This window comes from Pseudomonas sp. Sample_24, from assembly GCF_004307605.1.
Lineage (GTDB): Bacteria > Pseudomonadota > Gammaproteobacteria > Pseudomonadales > Pseudomonadaceae > Aquipseudomonas.
The window spans coordinates 12,662-35,164 of sequence record NZ_RCNW01000388.1; the positions used below are offsets into that span (position 1 = coordinate 12,662).

Here is a 22,503-nt window from a genome sequence, read left to right on the forward strand (position 1 = left end):
CAAACTGCCAGTAAACTGCGTTCCAATTCCTGAACCACTCTATTCCAGAGGTTTTTGCATGACACTCAGTCAATATGCGGGCAAACCGGCACCGGCAGAATTGTTGGTCGATATCCCGCGACTGGTTACGGCGTATTACACCGGCCAGCCAGATGCCGCCATTTCGACCCAACGCGTGGCTTTTGGCACGTCCGGGCACCGAGGCAGCTCCTTCGACCTGAGTTTCAACGAATGGCACGTTCTGGCCATCAGCCAGGCAATCTGTCTGTATCGCGAGGCGCAAGGCATCGACGGCCCGCTGTTCGTCGGTATCGACACCCATGCGCTGTCCACTCCAGCAGGCGCCAGCGCCCTGGAAGTGCTGGCGGCCAACGGTGTGACGGTTATGATTGCCGAAGGCGACGAATACACCCCGACGCCGGCGATTTCCCACGCGATTCTTTGCTACAACCGTGGACGCACCTCGGGCCTGGCTGACGGCATCGTCATCACCCCGTCGCATAACCCGCCGCAAAGCGGGGGTTACAAATACAACCCCACCAACGGTGGCCCAGCCGATACCCACATCACCAAGTGGATCGAAGCCAAAGCCAACGAACTGCTGGGCAACAAGCTCGCCGGGGTCAAGCGCATCAGTTACGAGCAAGCGCTGAAGGCCAGCACCACCCATCGCCACGATTATGTGAACACCTACGTTGCCGACCTGATCAACGTCATCGATTTCGATGCGATCCGTGATGCCAAACTGCGTCTGGGTGTCGATCCGCTGGGCGGAGCAGGGGTGCGCTACTGGTCGGCGATTGCCGAGCATTACCGCCTGGACCTGGACGTGGTGAACAAACAGGTTGATCCGACGTTCCGCTTCATGACCGTCGACTGGGACGGCCAGATTCGCATGGACCCATCGTCCACGCATGCCATGCAAGGTCTGATCGGCCTCAAGGAACGCTTCGACGTGGCATTCGCCTGCGACCCGGATCACGACCGTCATGGCATTGTTACGCCGTCCGGTGGCTTGCTGGCGCCGAACAATTATTTGGCGGTGTCCATTGATTATCTGTTCCAGAACCGGCCGCAATGGCGCGCCGACGCTGCCGTCGGCAAAACGGTGGTCAGCAGCGGGTTGATCGATCGCGTGGCCAAGCGTCTGGGGCGTCGCCTGTACGAAGTGCCGGTCGGCTTCAAGTGGTTTGCCGATGGCTTGTTCGATGGTTCTCTGGGCTTCGGTGGTGAAGAAAGCGCCGGAGCATCGTTCCTGCGCAAGGACGGTGGCGTCTGGAGTACCGACAAGGACGGGCTGATCCCGGCATTGTTGGCCGCTGAAATGACCGCCCGCACCGGTCGCGACCCGAGCCAGGCCTATCAAGCCTTGACCGATGAACTGGGAGAACCTTTCTCCGTGCGGGTCGACGCCAAGGCCAACCCGGAGCAAAAAGCTTTGCTGAGCAAGCTGTCGCCGGCACAGGTGACCTCCACCGAGTTGGCGGGCGAGCCCATCCAGAGCATTCTCAGCCATGCGCCCGGTAACGACCAGGCGATTGGCGGCTTGAAGGTCATGACCGAGAACGGTTGGTTCGCTGCGCGTCCGTCGGGTACCGAAGACATCTACAAAATCTATGCGGAAAGCTTTGTCAGCGACGACCATCTCAAGCAGTTGGTGGCCGAAGCGCAGACGTTGGTGGATGGCGCTATTTCCACGAAGTAAGTGATGGGCGTTGGTGGCGAGGGAGCTTGCTCCCGCTGGGCGGCGAAGCGGCCCCCATGGCGCTGTTCCTGACAGTGCGCATTCGTTGTATTTACGACTGCTGCGCAGCCGAGCGGGAGCAAGCTCCCTCGCCACAAATTGATAGACGGCATATAGAAAAGGGGTGACCGTTCTGGCCACCCCTTTTTTGTACGTCGCAATTACCCAATCAAGCCAGATCCACCAGCACAATCTCGCTGTCCTCGACGGCTGTTACTTGCAGTACCTGCTCGTCGGCAACTGCAATGCCGTCGCGAGCCTGTGCACGCAAGCCATTGACTTCAATGACGCCGGTGGCCGGAACCAGATACGCGCGACGACCGCTGTCCAGCCGATATTCCGCGGTTTCACCCGCTTTCAGATTCGCCGCCACCAACCGGGCATCGGCGCGAATACGCAGGCTTTGATCATCGCCGTCCTTGCCGCTGGCCAACGTCACGAAACCTTCGCGCTGGCCTTTGGGAAACGGCTTGGCGCCCCAGGACGGTGCCAGTCCGGATTCATTCGGAATGATCCAGATCTGGAAAATCCTGGTCGGTGTCGCTTCCAGATTGTATTCACTGTGGGCAATACCGGTACCAGCGCTCATGACCTGGACGTCACCGGCCTCAGTGCGGCCCTTGTTGCCCAGGTTGTCCTGGTGGGTGATTGCACCTTCACGCACGTAAGTGATGATTTCCATGTCCCGATGTGGATGCTGCGGGAAGCCGGTACCGGGGGCGATTACATCATCGTTCCACACCCGCAGGTTGCCCCAGTTCATGCGTTTTGGGTCGTGGTATTCGGCGAACGAAAAGTGATGATGTGCATCCAGCCAGCCGTGGTGAGCGCCACCCAGCGAGTTGAAAGGTCTGAGTTCAAGCATGATCGTCTCCTGAAAGGTTCGTCATGGGCTTGATGCATGAGCCATGAAGCGAGACCGGTGGTTGATGACGGCCATCATCCAACAGGCAACAATCGATAAAAAGCGTAAAAAATGCCTCATAACAATCGAATGTATCGATATAAATACCCTTCGAAATATTGTCATTCGGCCTTCACTTCAACGTATAAGCCAATGAGCTACAAGCATTTCACTAGAACTCATCGGCAAATGCAGACACCATAGCCGTCAACAGTCTCAGACCATGGAGTCCGTCCGCGTGGCGCAACACACCCCCGATCTTCCACCTGAACTTCGCCCTTTGGCCGAGATGCCGCTGCTCAAGCGTCTGGCCGCCCGGTTTTTTGGCCATGGCTTGACCCGCTTGCGTGCACAGCACCGTGCTTCGTGGTTGCACGGCCAGGCGGACGGTTTTCGCAGCGGGCATATTGCCGGGGTGGACTACGGCTACAAGGAAGGCAAACTGGAAGGGCTGGAAGAAGGCCGACAGGTATTGCTGATTCGTGACTCACGCAGCACTGAACACAGGCCGCCCAACATTGATGATCATTTGTTCGATGATTGGCGCCTGCCGTTGACCGCCGAACTGAAAAAACGCATGAAGGCGGACGTCGCACGACTGCTGCCGCCGCATGCGCAACCCAGCACCGCTCAGTGGAAGATGATTTTCAGCGATACGCCGTCTACCTCGGTAATCGCCGGCGCGGGTGCGGGCAAGTCGACAACGCTGGTCCTGCGTATTGTGTTGCTGACGCAATACCTAGGCTTCGAGCTGAGTTCGATGACAGTCGTGACCTTCACCCGCGAATCGCGCAAAGACTTCATCAACAAGCTGATCGAGCTGTTTGCCCTTTGGGGGCGGGCGCTCAGCTTCAAGGAAGCACGCGATCTGGTGCGTACTTTCCACTCGCGGATTCTGCCCATGGTGCGCAGCCTGCCGGGTTTTGAGCGCTTGCAGGCCTTCGAGAACCTCAGCCACCGGATACAAGGTTCTGAGGAAGAGGTGGACAGCAATCCGTTCGACTTGCGCATCAACGATGCCCAGCGCCAGCAACTCAATGCCTGTTATCACGCCTTGCATACCCGCGACGAACGCTTTCGCGAGTTGATCAAGCCGCTGTCGCGCCATGCCTTGCAGCTCAAGGAGCTGGAGCGCGATCACCCGGATGTGCAGAAGCGCATGGCCGTGACCGAACTGGCCGCCAAACGCGATGAAGAACTTTGCGACATGATCGAAGACCTGTGGTTTCGCGCCAAAGCCTGGCCGATCAAAGGTATCGAGCCCAATCGCCAGACGTTCGATATCAACGGTTCGAGATTTCATTGTCACGGCTACATTCCGTCGCTGGATGCCTGGGTGGTGCTGGGTTTCGATCCTCGGGAAAACCCTCAACTGACGCGTCCCAACGCAAAGTTGAGCGTGCGCGCGGAATGGGCTGTAAAGCGCACCCTGTTTCAAGCTTTCTGCCGTAAGCCTTTGATATGGTTGGATAGTTATGAATCGTCGAAACGTGTTCTGGCGTCGCTGGCAGGAGATGCCAGTGCCGGGCCAGGCTTCGATTACAAGGTCAAGGGTGAGCTCGCTTCTGCACCGTTGCTCGACTGTTTTGTCGCTGCTGCCGGGTTTATCGAGAACCTGGGCCTGGACGTACCGACCGCCGTGGGCCAGATGAGCTTCGGCAAGGATGACCCGGACCGGTTCTTCTTTGAGGCCTTGAGTCTGTATTGGCGTGCACTGGAAGATCATTTGCTCGACCAGAAACCGCCGATCATGACCTACAACCGGATGTTCGCGCTGTTCAGCGAGCACTCGCCGGAGAATCTCAAGTTGCTCAGCGATGAGTTGCTAAGGCCGCTGTCGCATTTGATGATCGATGAATTCCAGGATGTCTCACCGCAGATCGTGTCGTGGATTCGTGCCAGCCTGGCAGAAATCCGCAGTCGGGGTCCGGCCATGCATGTCGGGCGCGGCGCGCAACGCTCGTCTTTGCTTTGCGTGGGGGATGATTGGCAGTCGATTTATGGTTGGCGCGGCAGTTCGCCAAGTTATTTCATGGAGTTCAACCAGTCGTTCTCGTCCCCGAGCACCACCAAAGTCATGCTCAGCGACAATTACCGCAGCCATCAACACATCATCGACGCTGCCGAACACATCGTGCGCGCCGCTCCGGCGATTGCTGGCAAGAAGGCCAAGGCCAGCGGTGAGCCAAAGCCGTTACTGCCAGTCAACGTGCTGGACCGTGACGACCAAGGCCTGGCTCAAAGGTTGATGGAACATTACAGGAAGGGCGATTCAATCTTGATGCTCTATCGAAAAAGCAGCGATAAGTCATTGATAGAAGAGCATATTCAGTCTGTAGTTAATCTTGATTCTAGCTTGCCGTATGACGCAAGGCGCTTGAAACAGCTGACTTATCACAGCGCCAAGGGTCTGCAGGCGGACGCGGTTTTCCTGCTTGGCGACTGTCAGCACTTGACCAGTTCTCCCTACAAGAATCAGGTGTACCGCATGGCCGGCCTGGGCAAGGCTGGTGATAACGAGCCGTACGACAATGCGCAGAAAGACGAAATCCTGCGCCTGGCCTACGTGGGCATTACCCGGGCAGTGAGTCATTGCTACTGGTATGTCGATACGGCGGACAATCAGGCTGCAAACATGCCCAAGGCGTCCGACCGGATCGGTAAGGGCAAGGCATTCTTTGCTGATCATCGCCAGGGCAAGACTGTGGCGTGAGTCTTTGGATTTCACTCAACAAAAAGCCCACCGGGAGTGTAATGCTGTTCACTTAAGGACGAACACTGTACCTGTGGCGAGGGAGCGAGCTCTCTCGCCACAGGATGCTAATGCTCATTTAAGTGAACAGCATTACACGTGAAGTGGGCTTTTTTATGACTTTCAGGCCTTCAGGCATAGCTCCTGAGGGCTACCGGGGGAATGAACGCCTCAAGCTCATCCTCCACGGCTTCGATGATTCGCTCCACATCGGCGGCGTTCATCACCGTCGCACACGGAATACCGGCAATGGCGATCATGGTCTCGCCGGTTGCTCGATCAAACAAACGGGCAATCATGCTGCCCGGGGCATCCATGCTGGCCTCGAAACCCATGGGATGAAAATGCCAGCGCATCAGCTGGCAGGCGTTTGGAAAAGTGACCTTGCTGAACCCTTTATTCATGTGTTGCCCACCTTCTTCATCGAGCGCTTCCTTTAGCTCACGTTAGGAGGGAAGAGCCTTCATTGGCTCTACCGATGACAGACTTTAAAAGTAGCACCTGAATGTGAAAAAAATGTGGATTTTTCAGGCCGTTTGGCAATTGCTTCGCATTTTTTATTCACGCGTTTTGGCGCAAACGTTTTCGCAAATATACCGCTATCCGTTTAACCATTGATGCAGAAGCCGAAGTTGGGCAAGCTCGGCTTTTTCACGTCGAGACCTTTATGCACGCCGAGGATGATGGCCCGCAGCAAACCCAGGCCACGGCCGAGACGGTCATGCGTTATCACCTGCGTTGGAAACACCGGGATCTCGACGGGGTCATGGCGCTTTACCATCCCGAGATCCAGTACAACGACTTTTTCCAGAACCGCGTGATGGGCCTTGAGCACTTGCGCGAATACGTGCGCAGCAGCATGCCCCGCGATCCGGATGAGGCGCTGGAACATTCGGACCGCATTCGGCTGGACGGCAACACGGCGTTCATTCAGTACCGCATCACCCTGCGTGGCGGCGAAGGGTTGGTGTCGTTTCGCGCCAGTGAAGCGATTACCGTCAAGGACGGGCTGATCTGGCGGGTCAACGAATACGCCTCTGTGGTGCGTGAACAACCCAGCGGTAAAAGCAGCAGCAGCCAGCGGCCGGCGGTCAGTCGCCTGGGTTTGTCACCACGGCAGTTGAGTTTCATGGCCGAGGATCTGCAACAGTATTTCCAGCGCCAGCAACCCTATCTCGACCCTGAACTTGACCTGCAACGGGTGGCAAAGGAGTGCGGGTACAGTCGCAACCAGATTTCCTATTTGCTTAATCAGGTGTTGGGGCAGAGCTTCTATCGCTACGTCAACCAGGCGCGCCTGCAACATCTTCTCGCGGCGCTGGACAACGCCGCACCACCGCTGCGCATCGACGAACTGGCGTTCGCTGCCGGGTTCAATTCGTTGTCGGCGTTCTACAGCTGTTTCCGTCAACACACCGGGCTGTCACCCAAGGCGTATGCCAAACAAATTTCTTTGCGTGCACGCGCGCAAGACAACGCTTGAGCTCACGCACTAGGATCAGCGCCAACGAAGTTTGATTGGCGGAGTCTTGCATGCCGGCGTGGCGCACTATCAGTTTGTGGATGGACCAACTCGACGAGCCATTGCTGGCGCGTCCGGCGCTGGAACAGGATCTGGACATCGATGTAGCGATCATCGGCGCCGGGTATACCGGACTCTGGACGGCCTACTACCTCAAGCGTCAGGCACCTGGCCTGAACATCGCCATTATCGAGGCGCAAACCGCCGGTTTTGGTGCTTCGGGACGCAATGGCGGCTGGTTGATGGGCAATCTGTTGGGGGAGGACCGGCTGCTTGCCGAGCTGTCACCTGAACAGCGCCGGGCGTCATACGACTTATTGCACAGTATTCCCGATGAAGTAGAAGTCGTCCTGGAACGTGAGGGCATCGACTGCGATTATCGCAAAGGTGGAGTGCTGTACTGCGCTGCCCGCTACCCGGAACAGGAAGCCAACCTGCGCCTATACCTGGACAAGCTCTACCAGCAGGGACTCAACGAGCGCGATTACCGTTGGCTCAGCCCTGAACAATTGGCGCAGCAGATCCGTGTCGCCAAACCCTACGGCGGCATCTACGCCCCGCATGTCGCGACCATTCACCCAGCCAAACTGGTACGCGGCCTGGCGCGGACGGTGGAGCGCATGGGTGTGCGGATCTACGAGAACAGCCCGGTGACCCAATGGCAGTCCGGCAGCCTGCGCACGGCGAAAGCATCGGTGCGCAGCCGTTGGATAGTGCCAGCGGTAGAAGGCTATTCGGTAACGTTACCACCGTTAGGTCGCTATCAACTGCCGGTACAAAGCTTGATCGTCGCCACCGAACCTTTGTCCGCTGCGACCTGGGACGAAATCGGCCTGAGCCGCGGCCAGGCGTTCAGTGAAAGCAGCCGCCAGGTCACTTACGGCCAGCGTACCGCAGACAACCGCCTGGTTTTCGGTGCCCGCGGTGGTTACCAGTTTGCTGGCAAGTTGCGCCACAACTTTGACCTGACCCGCAGTGAAATCGAACTGCGCCGCTATCTGTTCGGTGAGTTGTTCCCGCAACTCAAGAACGTCCAGATCACCCATGGCTGGGGCGGCAATCTTGGCATGTCGCGGCGGTTCAAACCGCACATGCTGTGCGATCAGGCCAGTGGCATCGCCTTGTCCGGCGGTTATGGCGGGGAGGGCGTGGGTGCCAGCAACCTGGGCGGGCGGACGTTGGCGGACCTGATCCTGCAACGCGACACCGAGCAGGTCCGGCAGCCATGGGTCATTCCCCAACGTGGCCTTGATGCACTGCGGGCCTGGGAGCCCGAGCCCTGCCGCTGGCTCGGCTACAACGCGATCATCCGCAGCTTTGTCCACGAAGACCAGACCCTCGCCAACCCGGCCACCGCGCCTTGGCGGCGCAAACTCGCCAGTGGAGTGGCGGGGTTCATGGAAGGTTTCATGCAGTAACCGACGCGTTCTACAACCACAGGTATTCCCATGAGCATCACGCAATTCAAGAACACCGCAACCCTGCAACTCGAGGAGTCGAACCCGGTCGCCGTGCCGCTCGGCACGCCTGTGGCGGTGGCCTCGACCACCAGTGTCGAGCGCGACGACGGCGTCGAAACCGGCGTCTGGGAATGCACCCCCGGTCGCTGGCGGCGGCAGATCGTTGCCCAGGAATTCTGCCATTTCATCCAGGGCCGCTGCACCTTCACCCCGGACGATGGCGAAACCCTGCACATACAAGCCGGCGATGCACTGATGTTGCCCGCCAACAGCCTCGGTATCTGGGATATCCAGGAAACCGTGCGCAAGACCTACGTTTTGATTTTTTGAGCTCTTAAAAAAACAAAAGCTGATCCTTTGATTGCCTGCCAACAAAAACAAACCCATACAGGAATCGCTCATGATCCGAAAGACACTGACACTGGCCCCGCTGATGCTGGTCGCATCCATCAGCCAGGCGGCTGAAACGGTCAAAATCTACAACTGGTCGGACTACATAGCGCCGGACACTACGAAAAACTTCCAGAAAGAAACCGGCATTGCATTCACCTACGACGTCTATGACAGCAACGAAACCCTTGATGGCAAGCTGATGACCGGCAAATCCGGTTACGACGTGGTGTTTCCTTCGAACCACTTCATGGCGCGGCAAATCGAAGGCGGAGCGCTGAAAAAACTCGACAAGAGCCAGTTGCCAAACTGGAAGAATCTCAATCCGGTGCTGCTCAAGGCACTGCAAACCAACGATCCGGGTAATGAGCACGGCTTGCCGTACCTGTGGGGCAGCACTGGCATCGGCTACAACATTGCCAAGGTCAAAGCGGTGCTCGGCGATAATGCGCCGGTGGATTCCTGGGACCTGATTTTCAAACCGGAAAACATGCAAAAACTGCAAAAATGCGGCGTGGCCATCCTCGACAACGGCCCCGAACAGTTGCCAGCGGCGCTGAATTATCTAGGTCTGCCGCATCACAGCAAAAGTCCGGAAGACTACAAAAAGGCCGAGGCCTTGCTGATGAAGATTCGCCCTTATGTCAGTTACTTCCACTCGTCCAAATACACCAGTGACCTGGCCAACGGTGACATTTGCGTGGCTGTCGGCTTCTCGGGCGACATCCTGCAAGCGGAAAACCGCGCCAGGGAAGCCAAAAATGGTGTCGACATCGGCTACACGATTCCCAAGGAAGGCGCAGCGATCTGGTTCGACATGGTTGCCATGCCTGTAGATGCTCCGGACGAAAAGGCCGGTTATGCGTTCATGAATTACCTGCTGCGCCCCGACGTCATGGCCAGTATCAGTAACTACGTGCATTACGCCAATGGCAATGAACAGGCAGACAGCCTGATCGACCCGGCCATCAAGAATGACACCAAGGTCTACCCGAGCCCGGAAATGATGGGCAAATTGTTCGCCCTGGAAGCCATGCCACTGAACATCGACCGGATTCGGACACGGCTATGGAACAAGATCCGTACCGGTAGCTGATTCGTCAGACGGCAGCACCTGAAGGCCTCATTACCAGCCTGCTGGCGATGAGGCCGGTACATTCGACATTGTTGGTGCTCGATACTCCGCCATCGTGAGCAGCTCGCACCAGGTGAACCCCACCGGTCAGTCTTCCTTGCGAATGGTGGACACCTCGTCAGACCTGACCTTGACCTTCGCCCCGGAAATATCCTCGAACTCGTAGAAGCCGTCCTTGGTTTTGGTTTTCGGCATGTCCTTGGTCAAATATTGGGTGCCGTTCTGCAGGGTAACCACCGTTGGGGTAGAACAACCGGCGAGTGCCAATGAGGCCGCTATCGCCACGGACATACCCAAAGTCTTGATATTCATAACTCACACTCCCACAAAAAAGACCGACTGTTGCTTTAGACAGTGCCTGTAACGCGGTTGGTGCCGTGGATCGGCGGAAAGTTCTGCGCGCCGGAAAAAATACCTGACAGCGCCGCCGCTTATCCTTTTCCGTTTGCACCGGGCAGGCCGTTGCTGGTATCTGTACGCATAACCAGTATTCGTTCCCATGGCTCCCATTCCCCGTGACAGCAAAACCCCTCGACGATCCGTTCTACTACTTGAACAACTTCATGCAAGTCATTGATTGGCTTGAACATCGCTATGCCGATGTGCTGGCTGACGAGGAACAGCGCTTCATTACCGACTTCAAAGGGTTACCTCGCGAGTCCCGGGCCTTGCTGGTCCGCCTGATCATGCGCAAGGGCATTCACTTCAGAGCGGGTAAATTGCATTACCCCGAAATTGGCGACATCGCCGCCGCTGCCAGCCCGTTGCTGACATTGGCGTGGGTTGATCAACAAATGCCCCTGGCGGTGGAGACGCTGTTCGAGGTGTTGCTCAAAGCCGAAATTATCCAATGTCTGGGTACGGCCATTGATCAGCCAAAAGGAAAAAAGACTGACTGGCTACCGGCACTGAGCGAGCAGTTTCCCGAGGCTCGCACCTTCAGGCAATGGTGCCCGACGCTGGACGACCAGTTGTTCAGCCTGACGATCATGGGCTTGTGTGATCGCCTGCGCTTGATGTTTTTTGGCAATCTTTTCCAGGATTGGTCCGAGTTCGTGCTGGCGGACCTGGGTATCTTTACCTATGAAAAAGTCGACTTTTGCGCCGACTCGCGAGGCCTGCGCAGCCGCGAAGACGTGGATGCCTGCATGTTCCTGCACCATTGCCAGCAACTGTTCGAGGCCGGTGAAGCGCTGGGGGATGTTATCGGACAGGTCAACGGGCTGACATTGAGCAACCCATGGCTGCAACGGCGCCGCGAGAAACTGCTGTTCCAGATCGCTCAGCATTGCGAGCGCATCGCCGATTTCGCCTCTCCGCTGACGCTGTATCGCCAGTGCAGATATCCCGGCGCGCGGTTGCGGTTGATCCGCGTACTGGAGCGCTGCGGTGAATTCCAATTGGCACTGGCGTTGGCCACCCAGGCCGAACAGGCACCGGAAAGTGCCGCCGAGCAACAAGTGCTGCTGCGGATGCTGCCAAGGCTGCGGCGCAAGCTCGGCGGGCCGCCAATGAAACGCGCATCACCCCGGCAAATGCTGCGCCTGGACCTGCAATTGCCACGCACGGACCTGGCGTTGTCGGTGGAGCATTACGTGCAGGCGCACCTCACGCAGGATGAGGCACCGGTCCACTATGTGGAAAACACGCTGATCAACTCGTTATTCGGTCTGTTGTGCTGGCCGGCGATTTTCGCGCCGTTGCCCGGGGCTTTCTTCCACCCGTTCCAGCGTGGCCCGGTGGACCTGCTCAACGAAGATTTCCATGAGCGCCGCGCAGAGCTGTTCCAGGCGTGCCTGGCAGAACTCGATGACGGGCGTTATCGGCAGACCATCCGTGAACGCTTTATCGAAAAATGGGGGGTGCAATCGCCGTTCGTGTTTTGGGGAGCGCTCAACGAAGCGTTGCTGGAGCAGGCACTGGATTGTTTGCCGGCGGAACACCTCAAGCACTGGTTCAATCGACTGTTACTCGACATCAAGGCCAATCGCGCGGGCATGCCCGACTTGATCCAGTTCTGGCCGCAGCAAAAAACCTACCGCATGATCGAAGTCAAAGGGCCAGGGGATCGCTTGCAGGATAACCAGCTGCGCTGGCTGGAGTTCTGTCATGAGCACGGCATGCCGATTGCCGTTTGCTATGTGCAATGGGCGGAGCAAGCCGCTTGAGCTACAGCATTGCCGTGCGGGCGCTGTGTGAATTTACCGCCAAGGTCGGTGACCTTGACCTGCGCTTCACACCGTCGCCGACAGCGCTGGAAGGCATTGTCGGCCATCGCACGGTAGCGTCCCGGCGCAGCGAGGGTTACCAGAGTGAAGTCGCGCTTGAAGGGTTGTTCAAAAGCCTGAAGGTCAAGGGCAGGGCGGACGGCTACGATCCGACGCAGAACTGCCTGGAAGAAGTCAAAACCTACCGGGGCGACTTGAACAAGCAACCGGCCAACCACCGTCAACTGCATTGGGCTCAAGCGAAAGTCTACGGCTGGTTGATGTGCCAGAAACTGGCGCTTGAGAAGATCAATCTGGCGCTGGTGTATTTCGATATCGTCAGCGAAAAGGAAACCTGTCTGGTCGAGTCCTTCAGCGCCGGGCAACTGCAAGTGTTCTTCGAGCAGCATTGCCGACTGTTTCTACACTGGGCTGAACAGGAAGAGGCTCATCGCGAAGCACGTAATGGCGCCGCCCAGCAATTGCAATTCCCCCATGCCGGTTTCCGCCCGGGCCAGCGACATCTTGCCGAGTCCGTGTTCAAGGCAGTCAGCACCGGCCGTTGCCTGATGGCCCAGGCACCGACAGGGATCGGCAAGACCGTCGGCACTTTGTTTCCGATGCTCAAGGCCCTGGCGCCGCAGCAACTGGACAAAGTGTTCTTCCTGACGGCAAAAACGCCGGGGCGCAAACTGGCCCTGGATGCCGCGCAGGTGATTCTCGACAGCGCCGATGCGCCACCCTTGCGCGTCCTGGAAATGATCGCCCGGGACAAGGCTTGTGAGCATCCAGGCAGCGCCTGTCACGGCGAATCCTGTCCGCTGGCACGGGGTTTTTATGATCGCCTGCCCGCGGCACGGCAGGCTGCCAGTGAGTTGCGTCTGCTGGATCAGAATGCGCTGCGTGAGGTCGCCCTGGCGCACCAGGTCTGTCCTTACTACTTGAGCCAGGAAATGGCGCGCTGGGCCGACGTCGTGGTGGCCGACTACAACTATTACTTCGATTTCAGCGCGTTGTTGTTCGGGCTATGCCAGGCCAACCAATTGAAAGTCGCGGTATTGGTGGACGAAGCCCACAACCTGGTGGAGCGCGGTCGTCAGATGTACAGCGCCAGCCTCGACCAGGCGACGCTCAATGGCGTGCGTAAAACCGCCCCCGAAGCATTGAAAAAGCCACTGCAACGGGTGAACCGTGAATGGAACGCCCTGCATAGCCAGCAACTCGGCGTCTATCAGGCTTATGACAAACCTCCGGAAAAGTTGCTCCAGGCGTTGTCATCCTGCAGCGCAAGCATCGGCGACTTTCTGAACGATCACCCGCAGGGGCTGGACAGCGCGCTACAGAGCTTTTACTTCGACATGCTGCAGTTTTGCCGTGTGGGCGAACTCTTTGACGAGCAGTACCTGTTCGACATCAGCAAGCGTGATCTCGATCGCAAACGCAACCTCTCGCAACTCTGTCTGCGCAACGTGGTGCCGGCGGGGTTCATCGGCCCCCGTTTGACGGCAGCGCGTAGCACCGTGCTGTTTTCCGCGACGCTCAGCCCCAGGCACTATTACGCCGACTTGCTGGGAACACCGGCGAGCACCGTGTGCATTGATGTTGAATCGCCGTTTCATGCCGACCAATTGCAGGTGCACATCGTCAACCGCATCTCCACCCGTTTTGTTCATCGTCAGGCGTCACTCGCACCGATCGTTGAATTGATTGCCCGGCAGTTCAGCCAGCGCCCGGGCAATTACCTGGCTTTTTTCAGCAGCTTCGATTACCTGCAGCAAGTTGCACAGCTATTGGCCGAACGCCATCCGCAGATCAATCTGTGGTCGCAATCGCGCGGGATGACAGAGGAACAACGCCAGCAATTTCTCGATCAATTCACCGCCGATGGCCAGGGTGTCGGCTTTGCCGTACTGGGCGGGGCGTTTGGCGAGGGCATCGATTTGCCGGGGGCACGCTTGATCGGCGCGTTCATCGCCACCCTTGGGCTGGCACAGCTCAATCCCGTCAATGAGCAAATGAAACGGCGCATGGCGGCGATATTTGGTGCCGGTTACGACTACACGTACCTGTTTCCCGGCGTACAAAAAGTGGTCCAGGCCGCAGGCCGGGTGATTCGCACACAACAGGATCAAGGCGTGGTGATGTTGATCGATGACCGCTTTGGCGAGGGCAAGGTCAAGCAATTGCTGCCGCGATGGTGGTCTGTGGAACCAACGCTTTTTCACCCCGGCCAGTAGGATTTTTTACCTTTAAAAACATTGACATACCTTGAAGCAAACGACGATTTGAACAATCACCGAAAGCACACTTTATTGAAATGACCGGGTATCACTCTCACCCGGTTCTTTGATAAGGAAATCAAGCCATGTCAGAAACACCAAAGTACGCCCATACGCCTGCAGACGTGTCCAAAGCACTCAACGAAATCACGGCCACACTGTTCGCCGGTAAAACCGCCGAAACCCCGCCCAAACTGTTGGTCACCGCAGGATTACAGGGCTCAGGTAAAACCTATCTGCTTGAAAAGGAACTGCTGCCTTCAGGGCGATACGCCAATTATGTTCGGCTGTACTTGCCCGAGTATCGAGAAAAGCACCCTCAATACGCGGACATGATCAAGGAAGGGGTCCTGCATGCGTATGCCCACACAGAGAAGTTTGTTCGAGAACTCAGCGGCAAAATCTTCATCGAGGCACTCACACGCAAATACAACCTCATCATGGAATGCGCCTTCGATGACATCCGCTTTTCCGATTTGTCGTCCATCGCTAATGGCTATCGTCTGGAAGCCCATGTCGTCGGTTGCAACCAGGCGTTTGCGCACGTGTCCAGCATCAAGAGGGCACTCAAAAGTCTTGAAAACAAGGAGCTGGAACGCTTTGTCAGCTATTCGGCCCTCACGGCCAGCATGAGTAACGCGCAGGCCATCCTTCTTGCGTTTGAGGCCATCGCCAAAGTGCATAGCGGTTCACAGATCCTTTTGTATGAACGCGGATTGGGGACCTTGAACGAGCGCACTTTGCGGGCTCACAGTACCTACACTAGAGATGCCAGGGACAATCTCAACGTCAGCGAGTCGACCAAGGCATACACCTACACCGAGTACCAAGCCATCATCGACAAGAACGTCTACACCATGGCGGAGCGTAACGAAATGGTGAAAGACTGCCATTTGGCATTGCTCAAGACTGGTGCCCACGCCAGGCAAGTGCCGGACTTTGTATATAACGACCTGTATACCTATATCGAAAAGTACGTGTACCGGTAAAATCCGCGTGGCGTCTATATGACGCAAATACTGGAGCTTTCCAATCCTGCGGTTTGTCGCATACTTCAAAGCAAGCATAAACGGGTGAGGGGTCAATGAGCGAAGATCGAACCAATACCGACGGCTTCGAGGACAAGCGACTTCGTTTGTTGATCGATGCGGTGGTTGACTATGCGATCTACATGATTGATCCCGATGGCATCATCACTAGCTGGAACGCCGGTGCCAGGCGTTTCAAGGGGTATGACGAAGACGAAATTCTTGGTCAGCACTTCTCGCGTTTTTACACCGAAGAGGATCGCCGTGCCGGGTTGCCGCAAAAGGCCCTTGATACGGCGATTCGAGAAGGGCGTTTCGAAGGTGAAGGCTGGCGCGTACGCAAGGACGGCACGTATTTCTGGTCTCACGTGGTGATCGATCCGATTCTCGATCCAACAGGCAAGTTACTGGGGTTCGCCAAGATCACCCGCGACCTGACCGATCGCAAAATGGCTGAAGAAACCCTCAAGCAAAGCGAACAGCAATTCCGCTTGCTGGTGCAAAGTGTCACCGATTACGCCATCTACATGCTCGATCCCCGCGGCCATGTGACCAACTGGAACCTGGGGGCCCAGCGCATCAAGGGCTATTTGCCGGAAGAAGTCATCGGCCAGCACTTTTCAATGTTCTACACGCCCGAAGACCGGGAGGCTGGAGAACCGCTACGCACGCTGAGCATCGCTACGAATGAAGGGCGATTCGAAAACAAGGGTTGGCGCGTTCGCAAGGACGGCACGCGTTTTCTGGCCCACGTGGTGGTCGATCCGATTTGGGGAGAAACCGGCACCTTGCTCGGTTTCGCCAAGATTACCCGTGACATCACTGAAGTCACCCAGGCGCAACAAGCCCTGGAGCAAACCCGCGAGGCATTGTTCCAGGCGCAGAAAATGCAAGCCATTGGTCAGCTCAGCGGCGGGATTGCCCATGACTTCAACAATTTGCTCACGGTGATTCTTGGCAATCTGGAGATTGTGCGCAAACGCCTGGCCGATGATCCGAAAATCGTTCGTCTGCTGGACAACGCGACTCAGGGCGCGCAGCGCGGTGTTTCCCTGACTCAAAGGATGCTGGCATTTGCCAGACGCCAGGAACTGAAATCCGAGCCTGTCGAAATTCCCGTGCTGGTGCAAGGCATTTCCGGCTTGCTGCGCAGTTCGCTCGGGCCGTCAGTGGTTCTGCAAACCCGCTTTCCTCCAGAGATCGAACCGGTCATGGCGGATGTCAATCAGCTGGAACTGGCGGTGCTCAACCTGGTCACCAATGCCCGTGATGCAATGCCCAACGGCGGCACGATCATCATCAGCGCCCGTAAAGCCGATGCCCGGGATGAGCCCCGGCCTTTACCCGATGACGGGCGCTATGTCTGCCTGAGCATCAGCGACACCGGGGACGGCATGGATGAGGCCACTCTGGGATCGGCGATGGATCCGTTTTTCACCACCAAAGGGCTTGGCAAAGGCACCGGGCTGGGTTTGTCGATGGTCCATGGATTTGTCGAGCAACTGGGCGGGCGGTTCATTCTCAAAAGCCAAAAGAATCACGGCACCACAGCCGAACTGTGGTTACCCGTCGCATCGGAGGGAGCGGTAGCGGTCCAGGTTGCCGACCCAGCCAAAACGCCAGAGACCCATCGGTTGTGTGTGTTGGTGGTCGATGACGACAGCCTGGTACTGACCAGCACGTGCCTGCTGCTCGAAGACCTCGGCCATCGGGTTATCACCGCGACGTCAGGTGCTCAGGGGCTTGAATTGTTTGAGGTCAATCCCACCATTGACCTGGTGATCACCGACATGGCAATGCCAGAAATGAACGGTGCACAACTGGCGGATGCGATTCGCGCTGTGAAACCCGACATACCGATCATTCTCGCTACCGGCTACGCCGAGCGACTGGAAGGCTTCGCTGCAAGGCTGCCACGGCTCTCAAAGCCGTTCACCCAGCTCAATCTGGTGAAATCGATTGCCTCGGCAATGAAATAACTGCGCAAAAAAAGGCCTGACGAAAGCCAGGCCTGTGTGTGTCGTTGCTCATCAGGCAGCCATGTGCGATTCGCTGAATTGCTTTTTGAGCTGGGTTTTCAGGGTTTCCATTTGTGTTCCGAGTTCTTCCAGTTCAGCTTTGCCGAGCAATTTCTTCGCTTGAGGAAACATTTCAGTCTCTTCCTCTTCAATGTGGTGCTCCAGCAACTCCTTGACCACTTTGACGCGACCGGCGAATTCAGGGGTCGACGGGTCGGTGTGTTTCAGATCCGGCAAAACCAGTGAATCAACGGTGCGGTGTTCTTCCTTGGCTTCGTAATACATGACGTCCTGTTCTTTGCCGCCGGCTTTTTTGTACGCCGGATACAGAATTTCTTCTTCGAGACGGGTGTGAATGGAAATCTCCATTTCCAGTTTGGTAAGCAGCTCTGTGCGTTTTTTTACGCCGCGCTCGGTGGATTCGCTCAATTGGCTCAAAATGCCCTTTACGCGTTCATGGTCGGCTTTCAACAGGTCGATGGCATTCATGGTCAGGTCTCTCAAATCGTCACGGATGGGGTAGGGCGCAAACGGTCTCGATGCCGAAGGTCGCTCATGGGAATGGAGCATTTGTCGTGCCGTTTCTGACTGATTTATAAAAACCTGAAACATCAAAGACATAGGATTGAGTGCTGGCAAATGGAAGTCATGCAGGGTGCATGAGTTCGAAGATTGACTCATGCAGTTCGCGGTCCTGCCACTGGCTTTTTGCGCTGCTCATAACGGGCAAGGACCGGCTGGGTGCTGATGCCGTGGATCAAAATGCTAAGCGCGACAACGGACAATGTCAGGTCAGTGCATAGCGTCGCCACCGCTGGGTTCAGCCCGTGATTGAGGACATAGAACAGGTAATAAAAGCTGCCGATCCCGCGTATGCCGAACCAGCCGATCAGCAGTCGTTGCCGACCGTCGAGCAGGTTCCCCCAAGGTATGAGCGCGACACTCAAGGGACGAATCAGGCAAAACAACACCCCTGCGATGGCCAGTGCGCGCCAATCCCAATGAGCCATCAACACCACGCCCAACAGCGTCACCAAAAACACTTCCATGGCACGTTCCACCAGGCTGCCGAAGGACAGCATGTCGCCGATCATGATCCCGGCCGCGACTTGCGTTTCCTCCAGATGCTCCACGTCGCCATGCACCGCGGCGTCAGGCTCGACGTTCTGATGGCCGACCACCGCTTGGACCAGATGCTCTGCCGGTGGTTGGGAATCTCCCGTGGATTTGACCTCCGCACCACGCAGGCCGAGGCCCGCAGCGAATACCGAAAGGAACCCGTAGCCATGCACCGACTCGGCGGCGACATAGGCCAGTGCGATCAGAGCAAAAGTCAGATAATCATTGGGGGAGACTGTGCTGTCGGCGTTTCTGATGCGCATCGACAAGGTCAGCCGGCCGATGCCACGGCCCATGCAATAACCGATCAGCAAACCGGCGGGAACTGCCCACAACAGTCGTTTGAGCGCCCATTCATCGAGCCAGGCCGCCGATGAGGCCTCACCCTGTTGAATAAACAGCAGGCCGAGGATCACAAACGGAAACGCGATCCCGTCGTTCAATCCAGCTTCGCCGGAAAGCCCGAAGCGGACAGGATCGTCATCCTTGGCATCATTGACTTGAACCAGCGATGCCAATACCGGGTCGGTCGGCGCCAGTATTGCGCCGATCAGCAGCGAAGGTCCCCACGCCAGATCGAAAATAAAATGCAGCATCAGGCAGACGCCGGTGATGCTCAGGAGCATCACCGGTCCCGCCAGCCCATAGGCCACGCGCCATTTGCGATCCTTGAGCGGCAGCCGCAACTTGAGCCCGCAGACGAACAAAGAAAAGAGCACCGCGACTTCCGTCAGGTGCTCCATCCAGAACGACGCGTCCTTGATATCCAGCCTGAGCCAACCGAGGCCTGCCGGCCCGATGGCCACGCCCAACAGCAGGCACACTGCCGATGTGGTCACCGGCATCCACCGCAGGTACGACGAGGTGAGTGCCAAAGTCAGCAGCACGGCCCCCAGCACGGCGACCCAGATGATGAAGCTCATGGCTTCGGTGTTCAACCGACAGTAGCGCGCAAATACTCAGGCGTAAGCACGTTGAACCACAGCAGGATCATTTCCACCAGGATGGTCACCAGCACCAACAGCCCGACGCCCCAGACGCAAGCGGAGTTGAGCAGGCCTTGTTCCTTGCGCTCATGCATGAACGTCGGCAAGCCAACGAACAGCAGGAAGGTCGAGTAGACCGACGCCGCGCCTAACACCAGGATGGCCAGCCAGCGGCTCGGGTACAGCCCCGCAATACCGGCGAGGAAAAACGGGGTGACGGTGTAGGCGGCAAAACCGATGCATTGATTGAGAGTCGGGCGTGCGTCGAAGGTACGCGACATCCAGCGGATGAACACGCCCATTACGGCGACGCCCACGAGGATGCTGACGTAAAGCAGTATGCACAGTTGTAACGCACTGGCCGCGCTGAGCTTGACCGTTTCGTTTTCCGCCAGGCTCCAGCCTACGTAGGTGGTCCCAATGAACAGACACACCGGGGGGATCAAAGCCAGCAACAGTAAATGTGCAAGATAATGACGTGGATGCGCTTCCTCCTCCTTGCGAATATCCGTCCACGCATAGTTCGGTTGAGTAAACAGCTTGACGATAGGTGCGGACATGGCGACCTCCTGATATCCAAAGGCCCGCCTGAGGTGGGCCTATGGAGTGTTGAGCGCCGCAAGCGTCGACCGGTTCCATTTTTCGGGATCGCCGGGTATCAAAGTATCGGCTTGCCACCTGTGACGCCAAAACGCTGCCCGCTGATGTAGCTACCCTCATCCGAAGCCAGCAGCACATAGATGGGGGCAACTTCCACTGGCTGTCCGGGGCGACCCAGGGGCGTATTGCCACCAAAATTCTGTACCGTTTCTTCGGGCATGGTCGACACGATCAACGGCGTCCAGATGGGGCCCGGCGCCACGCTGTTTACCCGAATGTTCTTCGGTCCCAGCATCTGGGCAAGGCCGGCAGAAAAATTGGCAATCGCGCCCTTGGTGGTGGCGTATGCCAGCAGCGTCGGGTTAGGAAAGTCCGAGTTGACCGAACTGGTGTTGATGATCGAGCTGCCCGGCTGCATATGTTTGAGTGCTGCCTGGCAAATCCTGAAAATGGCCGTGATGTTGACGTCGAAGGTCATCACCCATTCTTCATCGGGAATGTCTTCGAGGTTTTCGTGGGTCATCTGGAAAGCGGCGTTGTTGACCAGCACATCGATGCGTCCGAAGCGCTCGACGGTTTTCTCGACCAGTGCCTGGCAATGCACTTTGTGCGCCAGGTCGCCGGGTAGCAAGAGGCATTGGCGCCCAGCCTGTTCGACCCAACGGGCGGTTTCCTCGGCATCTTCCTGTTCATCAAGGTAGGCAATGGCCACATCCGCGCCTTCACGGGCAAACGCTATCGCCACCGCACGGCCAATGCCGCTGTCGCCACCAGTGATCAGGGCAATCTTGCCGTTCAGGCGTCCCGAGCCTTTATAGCTTTGCTCGCCACAGTCCGGGTACGGATCCATTTTGCGCTGGGAGCCAGGGACGGGTTGCTGTTGTTTCGGGAAGGGTGGTTTTGGGTATTCGTTCATCATCAATCTCCGGTCTCAGGCGGGGGAGTCAAAGGGTTGACCCTGGCGTTTTGGCGTGAGTTCGGTTGGATTTTTGATGGTGGGAAAACGTTAGCATCCTGTGGCGAGGGAGCGAGCTCCCTCGCCACAGGTACAGTGTTCGTCCTTAAGTGCGCTCCTGCCGGGGGATTTGTCAGGCCCTGAGGTTGCGCAAACTGCGCTCCATCCGCGCAATGCCTTCTTCGAGCAGCGAGCGCGGGCAGCCGAAATTCAAGCGCACGAACTGCAGGCCGTCATCACCGAAATCCAGGCCCGGGCTCAAACCGACCTTGGCCTGTTCGAGGAAGAATTGCTGTGGGTTGTCCAGCCCCAGCGCCGAGCAGTCCAGCCAGGCCAGATAAGTGCTCTGCGGCACGTTCATGCTGATGCCCGGCAAGCGGGTGCGCACGGCGTCGACCAGATAATCACGATTGCTTTGCAGATAGTCCTTCAGCGCGGCCAGCCATGGCCCGGCTTCGCTGTAAGCGACGCGCGTGGCTTCCATGCCCAGCGGGTTGACGCTGTCGACCATGCCGCAGCGGGCATGGTTGACCTTCTCGCGCAGGTGGCGATCCTGAATGATCATGAACGAGGTTTTCAGCCCGGCGATGTTATAGGCCTTGCTCGCCGACATCAGCGTAATGGTGCGCTGGGCGATTTGCGGGCTGAGGGAGGCCATCGGAATGTGCTGGCGGCCGTCGAAGCACAGTTCGGCGTGGATTTCGTCGGAGATGATCCAGGCACCGTGCTCCAGGCAGATGTCGGCGATCGCTTGCAGTTCGGCCCGAGGGAATGCTTTGCCCAATGGGTTGTGCGGGTTGCTCAGCAGCAGGGCGCCACCACCTTGCAGCGACTGGCTCAAGGCAGCCAACGGCGTGGTGTAGGTGCCGTCGGATTGCGGGTCGAAACTCAACTCCACCTTGTTCAGGCCCCAATGCCCTGGCGCGTGGCGCAGCGGCGGGTAGTTCGGCACTTGCACGACAACATTCTGTTGCGGCTGCACCAATGCCTTGAGGGCCATGTTGAAGCCCGATTCGACACCCGGCAGGAAGATCAGCTCTTGCGGCTCGACTCGCCAGGCGTACTTGTTCCACAAATCAGCAACGATGGCTTCGCGCAGGTCATCCTGAGCCACGCTGTAGCCAAGCAACGGATGCTCCAGACGTTTTTGCAAGGCCTGGACGATCACTGGTGGTGCCGCGAAATCCATGTCGGCAACCCACATCGGCAACACGTCGGCCGGGTAGCGGCTCCACTTGGTACTGCCGGTGTGGTGGCGGTCGAACACCTGATCAAAATCGAAAGTCATGCGCAAATCTCGTAAAGGCTGGTTAATCATGCCGGCCATGATAAGCGCCAATCCCCGGCAACACATCCCCTGTGGGAGCTGGCTTGCCAGCGATGGGGGCCGGTCAGACGGCGAAA

18 protein-coding genes are annotated in these 22,503 nt (G+C 57.5%); 10 read left to right on the top strand and 8 right to left on the bottom strand.

The genetic code is table 11. From position 1 onward, the window contains the following. Positions 1–58 precede the first annotated feature (58 nt). Entirely contained in the window at positions 59–1,705 is a 1,647-nt protein-coding gene (pgm, locus tag D8V06_RS21770; RefSeq protein ID WP_130931759.1) for a phosphoglucomutase (alpha-D-glucose-1,6-bisphosphate-dependent), read from the top strand. A 208-nt stretch (positions 1,706–1,913) separates the two neighbouring features. On the opposite strand, the gene D8V06_RS21775 is transcribed toward pgm, so the two are convergent. Further along, the gene (locus D8V06_RS21775; protein WP_056855389.1) at positions 1,914–2,609 is read right to left on the bottom strand and encodes a pirin family protein; all 696 of its coding nucleotides are present in this window, start codon (positions 2,607–2,609) and stop codon (positions 1,914–1,916) included. 277 nt (positions 2,610–2,886) lie between these two features. Here D8V06_RS21775 and D8V06_RS21780 point away from each other — a divergent pair, with 277 nt between their 5' ends. Then, positions 2,887–5,361 carry a UvrD-helicase domain-containing protein gene (locus tag D8V06_RS21780; protein WP_130931760.1) on the top strand — a complete coding sequence of 825 codons (2,475 nt, stop codon included), beginning with the start codon at positions 2,887–2,889 and terminating at the stop codon, positions 5,359–5,361. Between the two features lie 170 nt (positions 5,362–5,531). Here D8V06_RS21780 and D8V06_RS21785 read toward each other — a convergent pair whose 3' ends face one another. Then, positions 5,532–5,804 carry a DUF1652 domain-containing protein gene (locus tag D8V06_RS21785; protein ID WP_034148820.1) on the bottom strand — a complete coding sequence of 91 codons (273 nt, stop codon included), beginning with the start codon at positions 5,802–5,804 and terminating at the stop codon, positions 5,532–5,534. 263 nt (positions 5,805–6,067) lie between these two features. Between D8V06_RS21785 and D8V06_RS21790 the strand changes: the two genes are divergently transcribed. From D8V06_RS21790 to D8V06_RS21805, 4 genes are all read left to right on the top strand, one after another. Next, positions 6,068–6,883, top strand: a complete 816-nt coding sequence (locus D8V06_RS21790) for a nuclear transport factor 2 family protein (RefSeq protein ID WP_130931761.1) — start codon at positions 6,068–6,070, stop codon at positions 6,881–6,883. A gap of 50 nt (positions 6,884–6,933) precedes the next feature. Further along, positions 6,934–8,340: an FAD-dependent oxidoreductase gene (locus D8V06_RS21795; RefSeq protein WP_130931762.1), complete on the top strand. Its 1,407-nt coding sequence runs from the start codon at positions 6,934–6,936 to the stop codon at positions 8,338–8,340. Between the two features lie 30 nt (positions 8,341–8,370). Continuing rightward, positions 8,371–8,712: a cupin domain-containing protein gene (locus tag D8V06_RS21800; RefSeq protein WP_056855385.1), complete on the top strand. Its 342-nt coding sequence runs from the start codon at positions 8,371–8,373 to the stop codon at positions 8,710–8,712. Positions 8,713–8,782: 70 nt separating this feature from the next. Next, positions 8,783–9,868, top strand: coding sequence for a polyamine ABC transporter substrate-binding protein (locus D8V06_RS21805; protein ID WP_130931763.1), 1,086 nt, complete (start codon positions 8,783–8,785; stop codon positions 9,866–9,868). A gap of 126 nt (positions 9,869–9,994) precedes the next feature. Here the strand turns inward: D8V06_RS21805 and D8V06_RS21810 are convergent, their stop codons facing one another. Then, positions 9,995–10,219, bottom strand: a complete 225-nt coding sequence (locus D8V06_RS21810) for a YgdI/YgdR family lipoprotein (protein WP_130904878.1) — start codon at positions 10,217–10,219, stop codon at positions 9,995–9,997. A 203-nt stretch (positions 10,220–10,422) separates the two neighbouring features. Between D8V06_RS21810 and D8V06_RS21815 the strand changes: the two genes are divergently transcribed. The 4 genes from D8V06_RS21815 (at position 10,423) to D8V06_RS21830 (ending at position 17,400) form a co-directional block, all read left to right on the top strand. Then, positions 10,423–12,075: a VRR-NUC domain-containing protein gene (locus D8V06_RS21815; protein WP_347238630.1), complete on the top strand. Its 1,653-nt coding sequence runs from the start codon at positions 10,423–10,425 to the stop codon at positions 12,073–12,075. Continuing rightward, a complete protein-coding gene (locus D8V06_RS21820) occupies positions 12,072–14,351 on the top strand; it encodes an ATP-dependent DNA helicase (RefSeq protein WP_130931764.1) in 2,280 nt (759 codons plus the stop codon). Before D8V06_RS21815 ends, D8V06_RS21820 begins: the two co-directional genes overlap by 4 nt. Positions 14,352–14,479: 128 nt before the next feature. Further along, positions 14,480–15,382 carry a zeta toxin family protein gene (locus D8V06_RS21825; protein ID WP_130931765.1) on the top strand — a complete coding sequence of 301 codons (903 nt, stop codon included), beginning with the start codon at positions 14,480–14,482 and terminating at the stop codon, positions 15,380–15,382. A gap of 95 nt (positions 15,383–15,477) precedes the next feature. After that, the gene (locus D8V06_RS21830) at positions 15,478–17,400 is read left to right on the top strand and encodes a PAS domain-containing sensor histidine kinase (RefSeq protein WP_056855380.1); all 1,923 of its coding nucleotides are present in this window, start codon (positions 15,478–15,480) and stop codon (positions 17,398–17,400) included. A 51-nt stretch (positions 17,401–17,451) separates the two neighbouring features. Here D8V06_RS21830 and D8V06_RS21835 read toward each other — a convergent pair whose 3' ends face one another. The 5 genes from D8V06_RS21835 to D8V06_RS21855 form a co-directional block, all read right to left on the bottom strand. Next, positions 17,452–17,928, bottom strand: coding sequence for a hemerythrin domain-containing protein (locus tag D8V06_RS21835; protein WP_130904874.1), 477 nt, complete (start codon positions 17,926–17,928; stop codon positions 17,452–17,454). A 188-nt stretch (positions 17,929–18,116) separates the two neighbouring features. Continuing rightward, positions 18,117–19,481, bottom strand: coding sequence for a sodium:proton antiporter (locus tag D8V06_RS21840; RefSeq protein ID WP_130931766.1), 1,365 nt, complete (start codon positions 19,479–19,481; stop codon positions 18,117–18,119). 11 nt (positions 19,482–19,492) lie between these two features. After that, a complete protein-coding gene (locus D8V06_RS21845; protein ID WP_130931767.1) occupies positions 19,493–20,104 on the bottom strand; it encodes a Yip1 family protein in 612 nt (203 codons plus the stop codon). Between the two features lie 98 nt (positions 20,105–20,202). Further along, on the bottom strand, positions 20,203–21,060 hold the full coding sequence (locus tag D8V06_RS21850) for an SDR family oxidoreductase (RefSeq protein ID WP_130931768.1): 858 nt from the start codon (positions 21,058–21,060) through the stop codon (positions 20,203–20,205). 172 nt (positions 21,061–21,232) lie between these two features. Next, complete coding sequence (locus tag D8V06_RS21855) at positions 21,233–22,387, bottom strand: PatB family C-S lyase (protein WP_130931769.1); 1,155 nt, start codon at positions 22,385–22,387, stop codon at positions 21,233–21,235. Positions 22,388–22,503 lie beyond the last annotated feature (116 nt).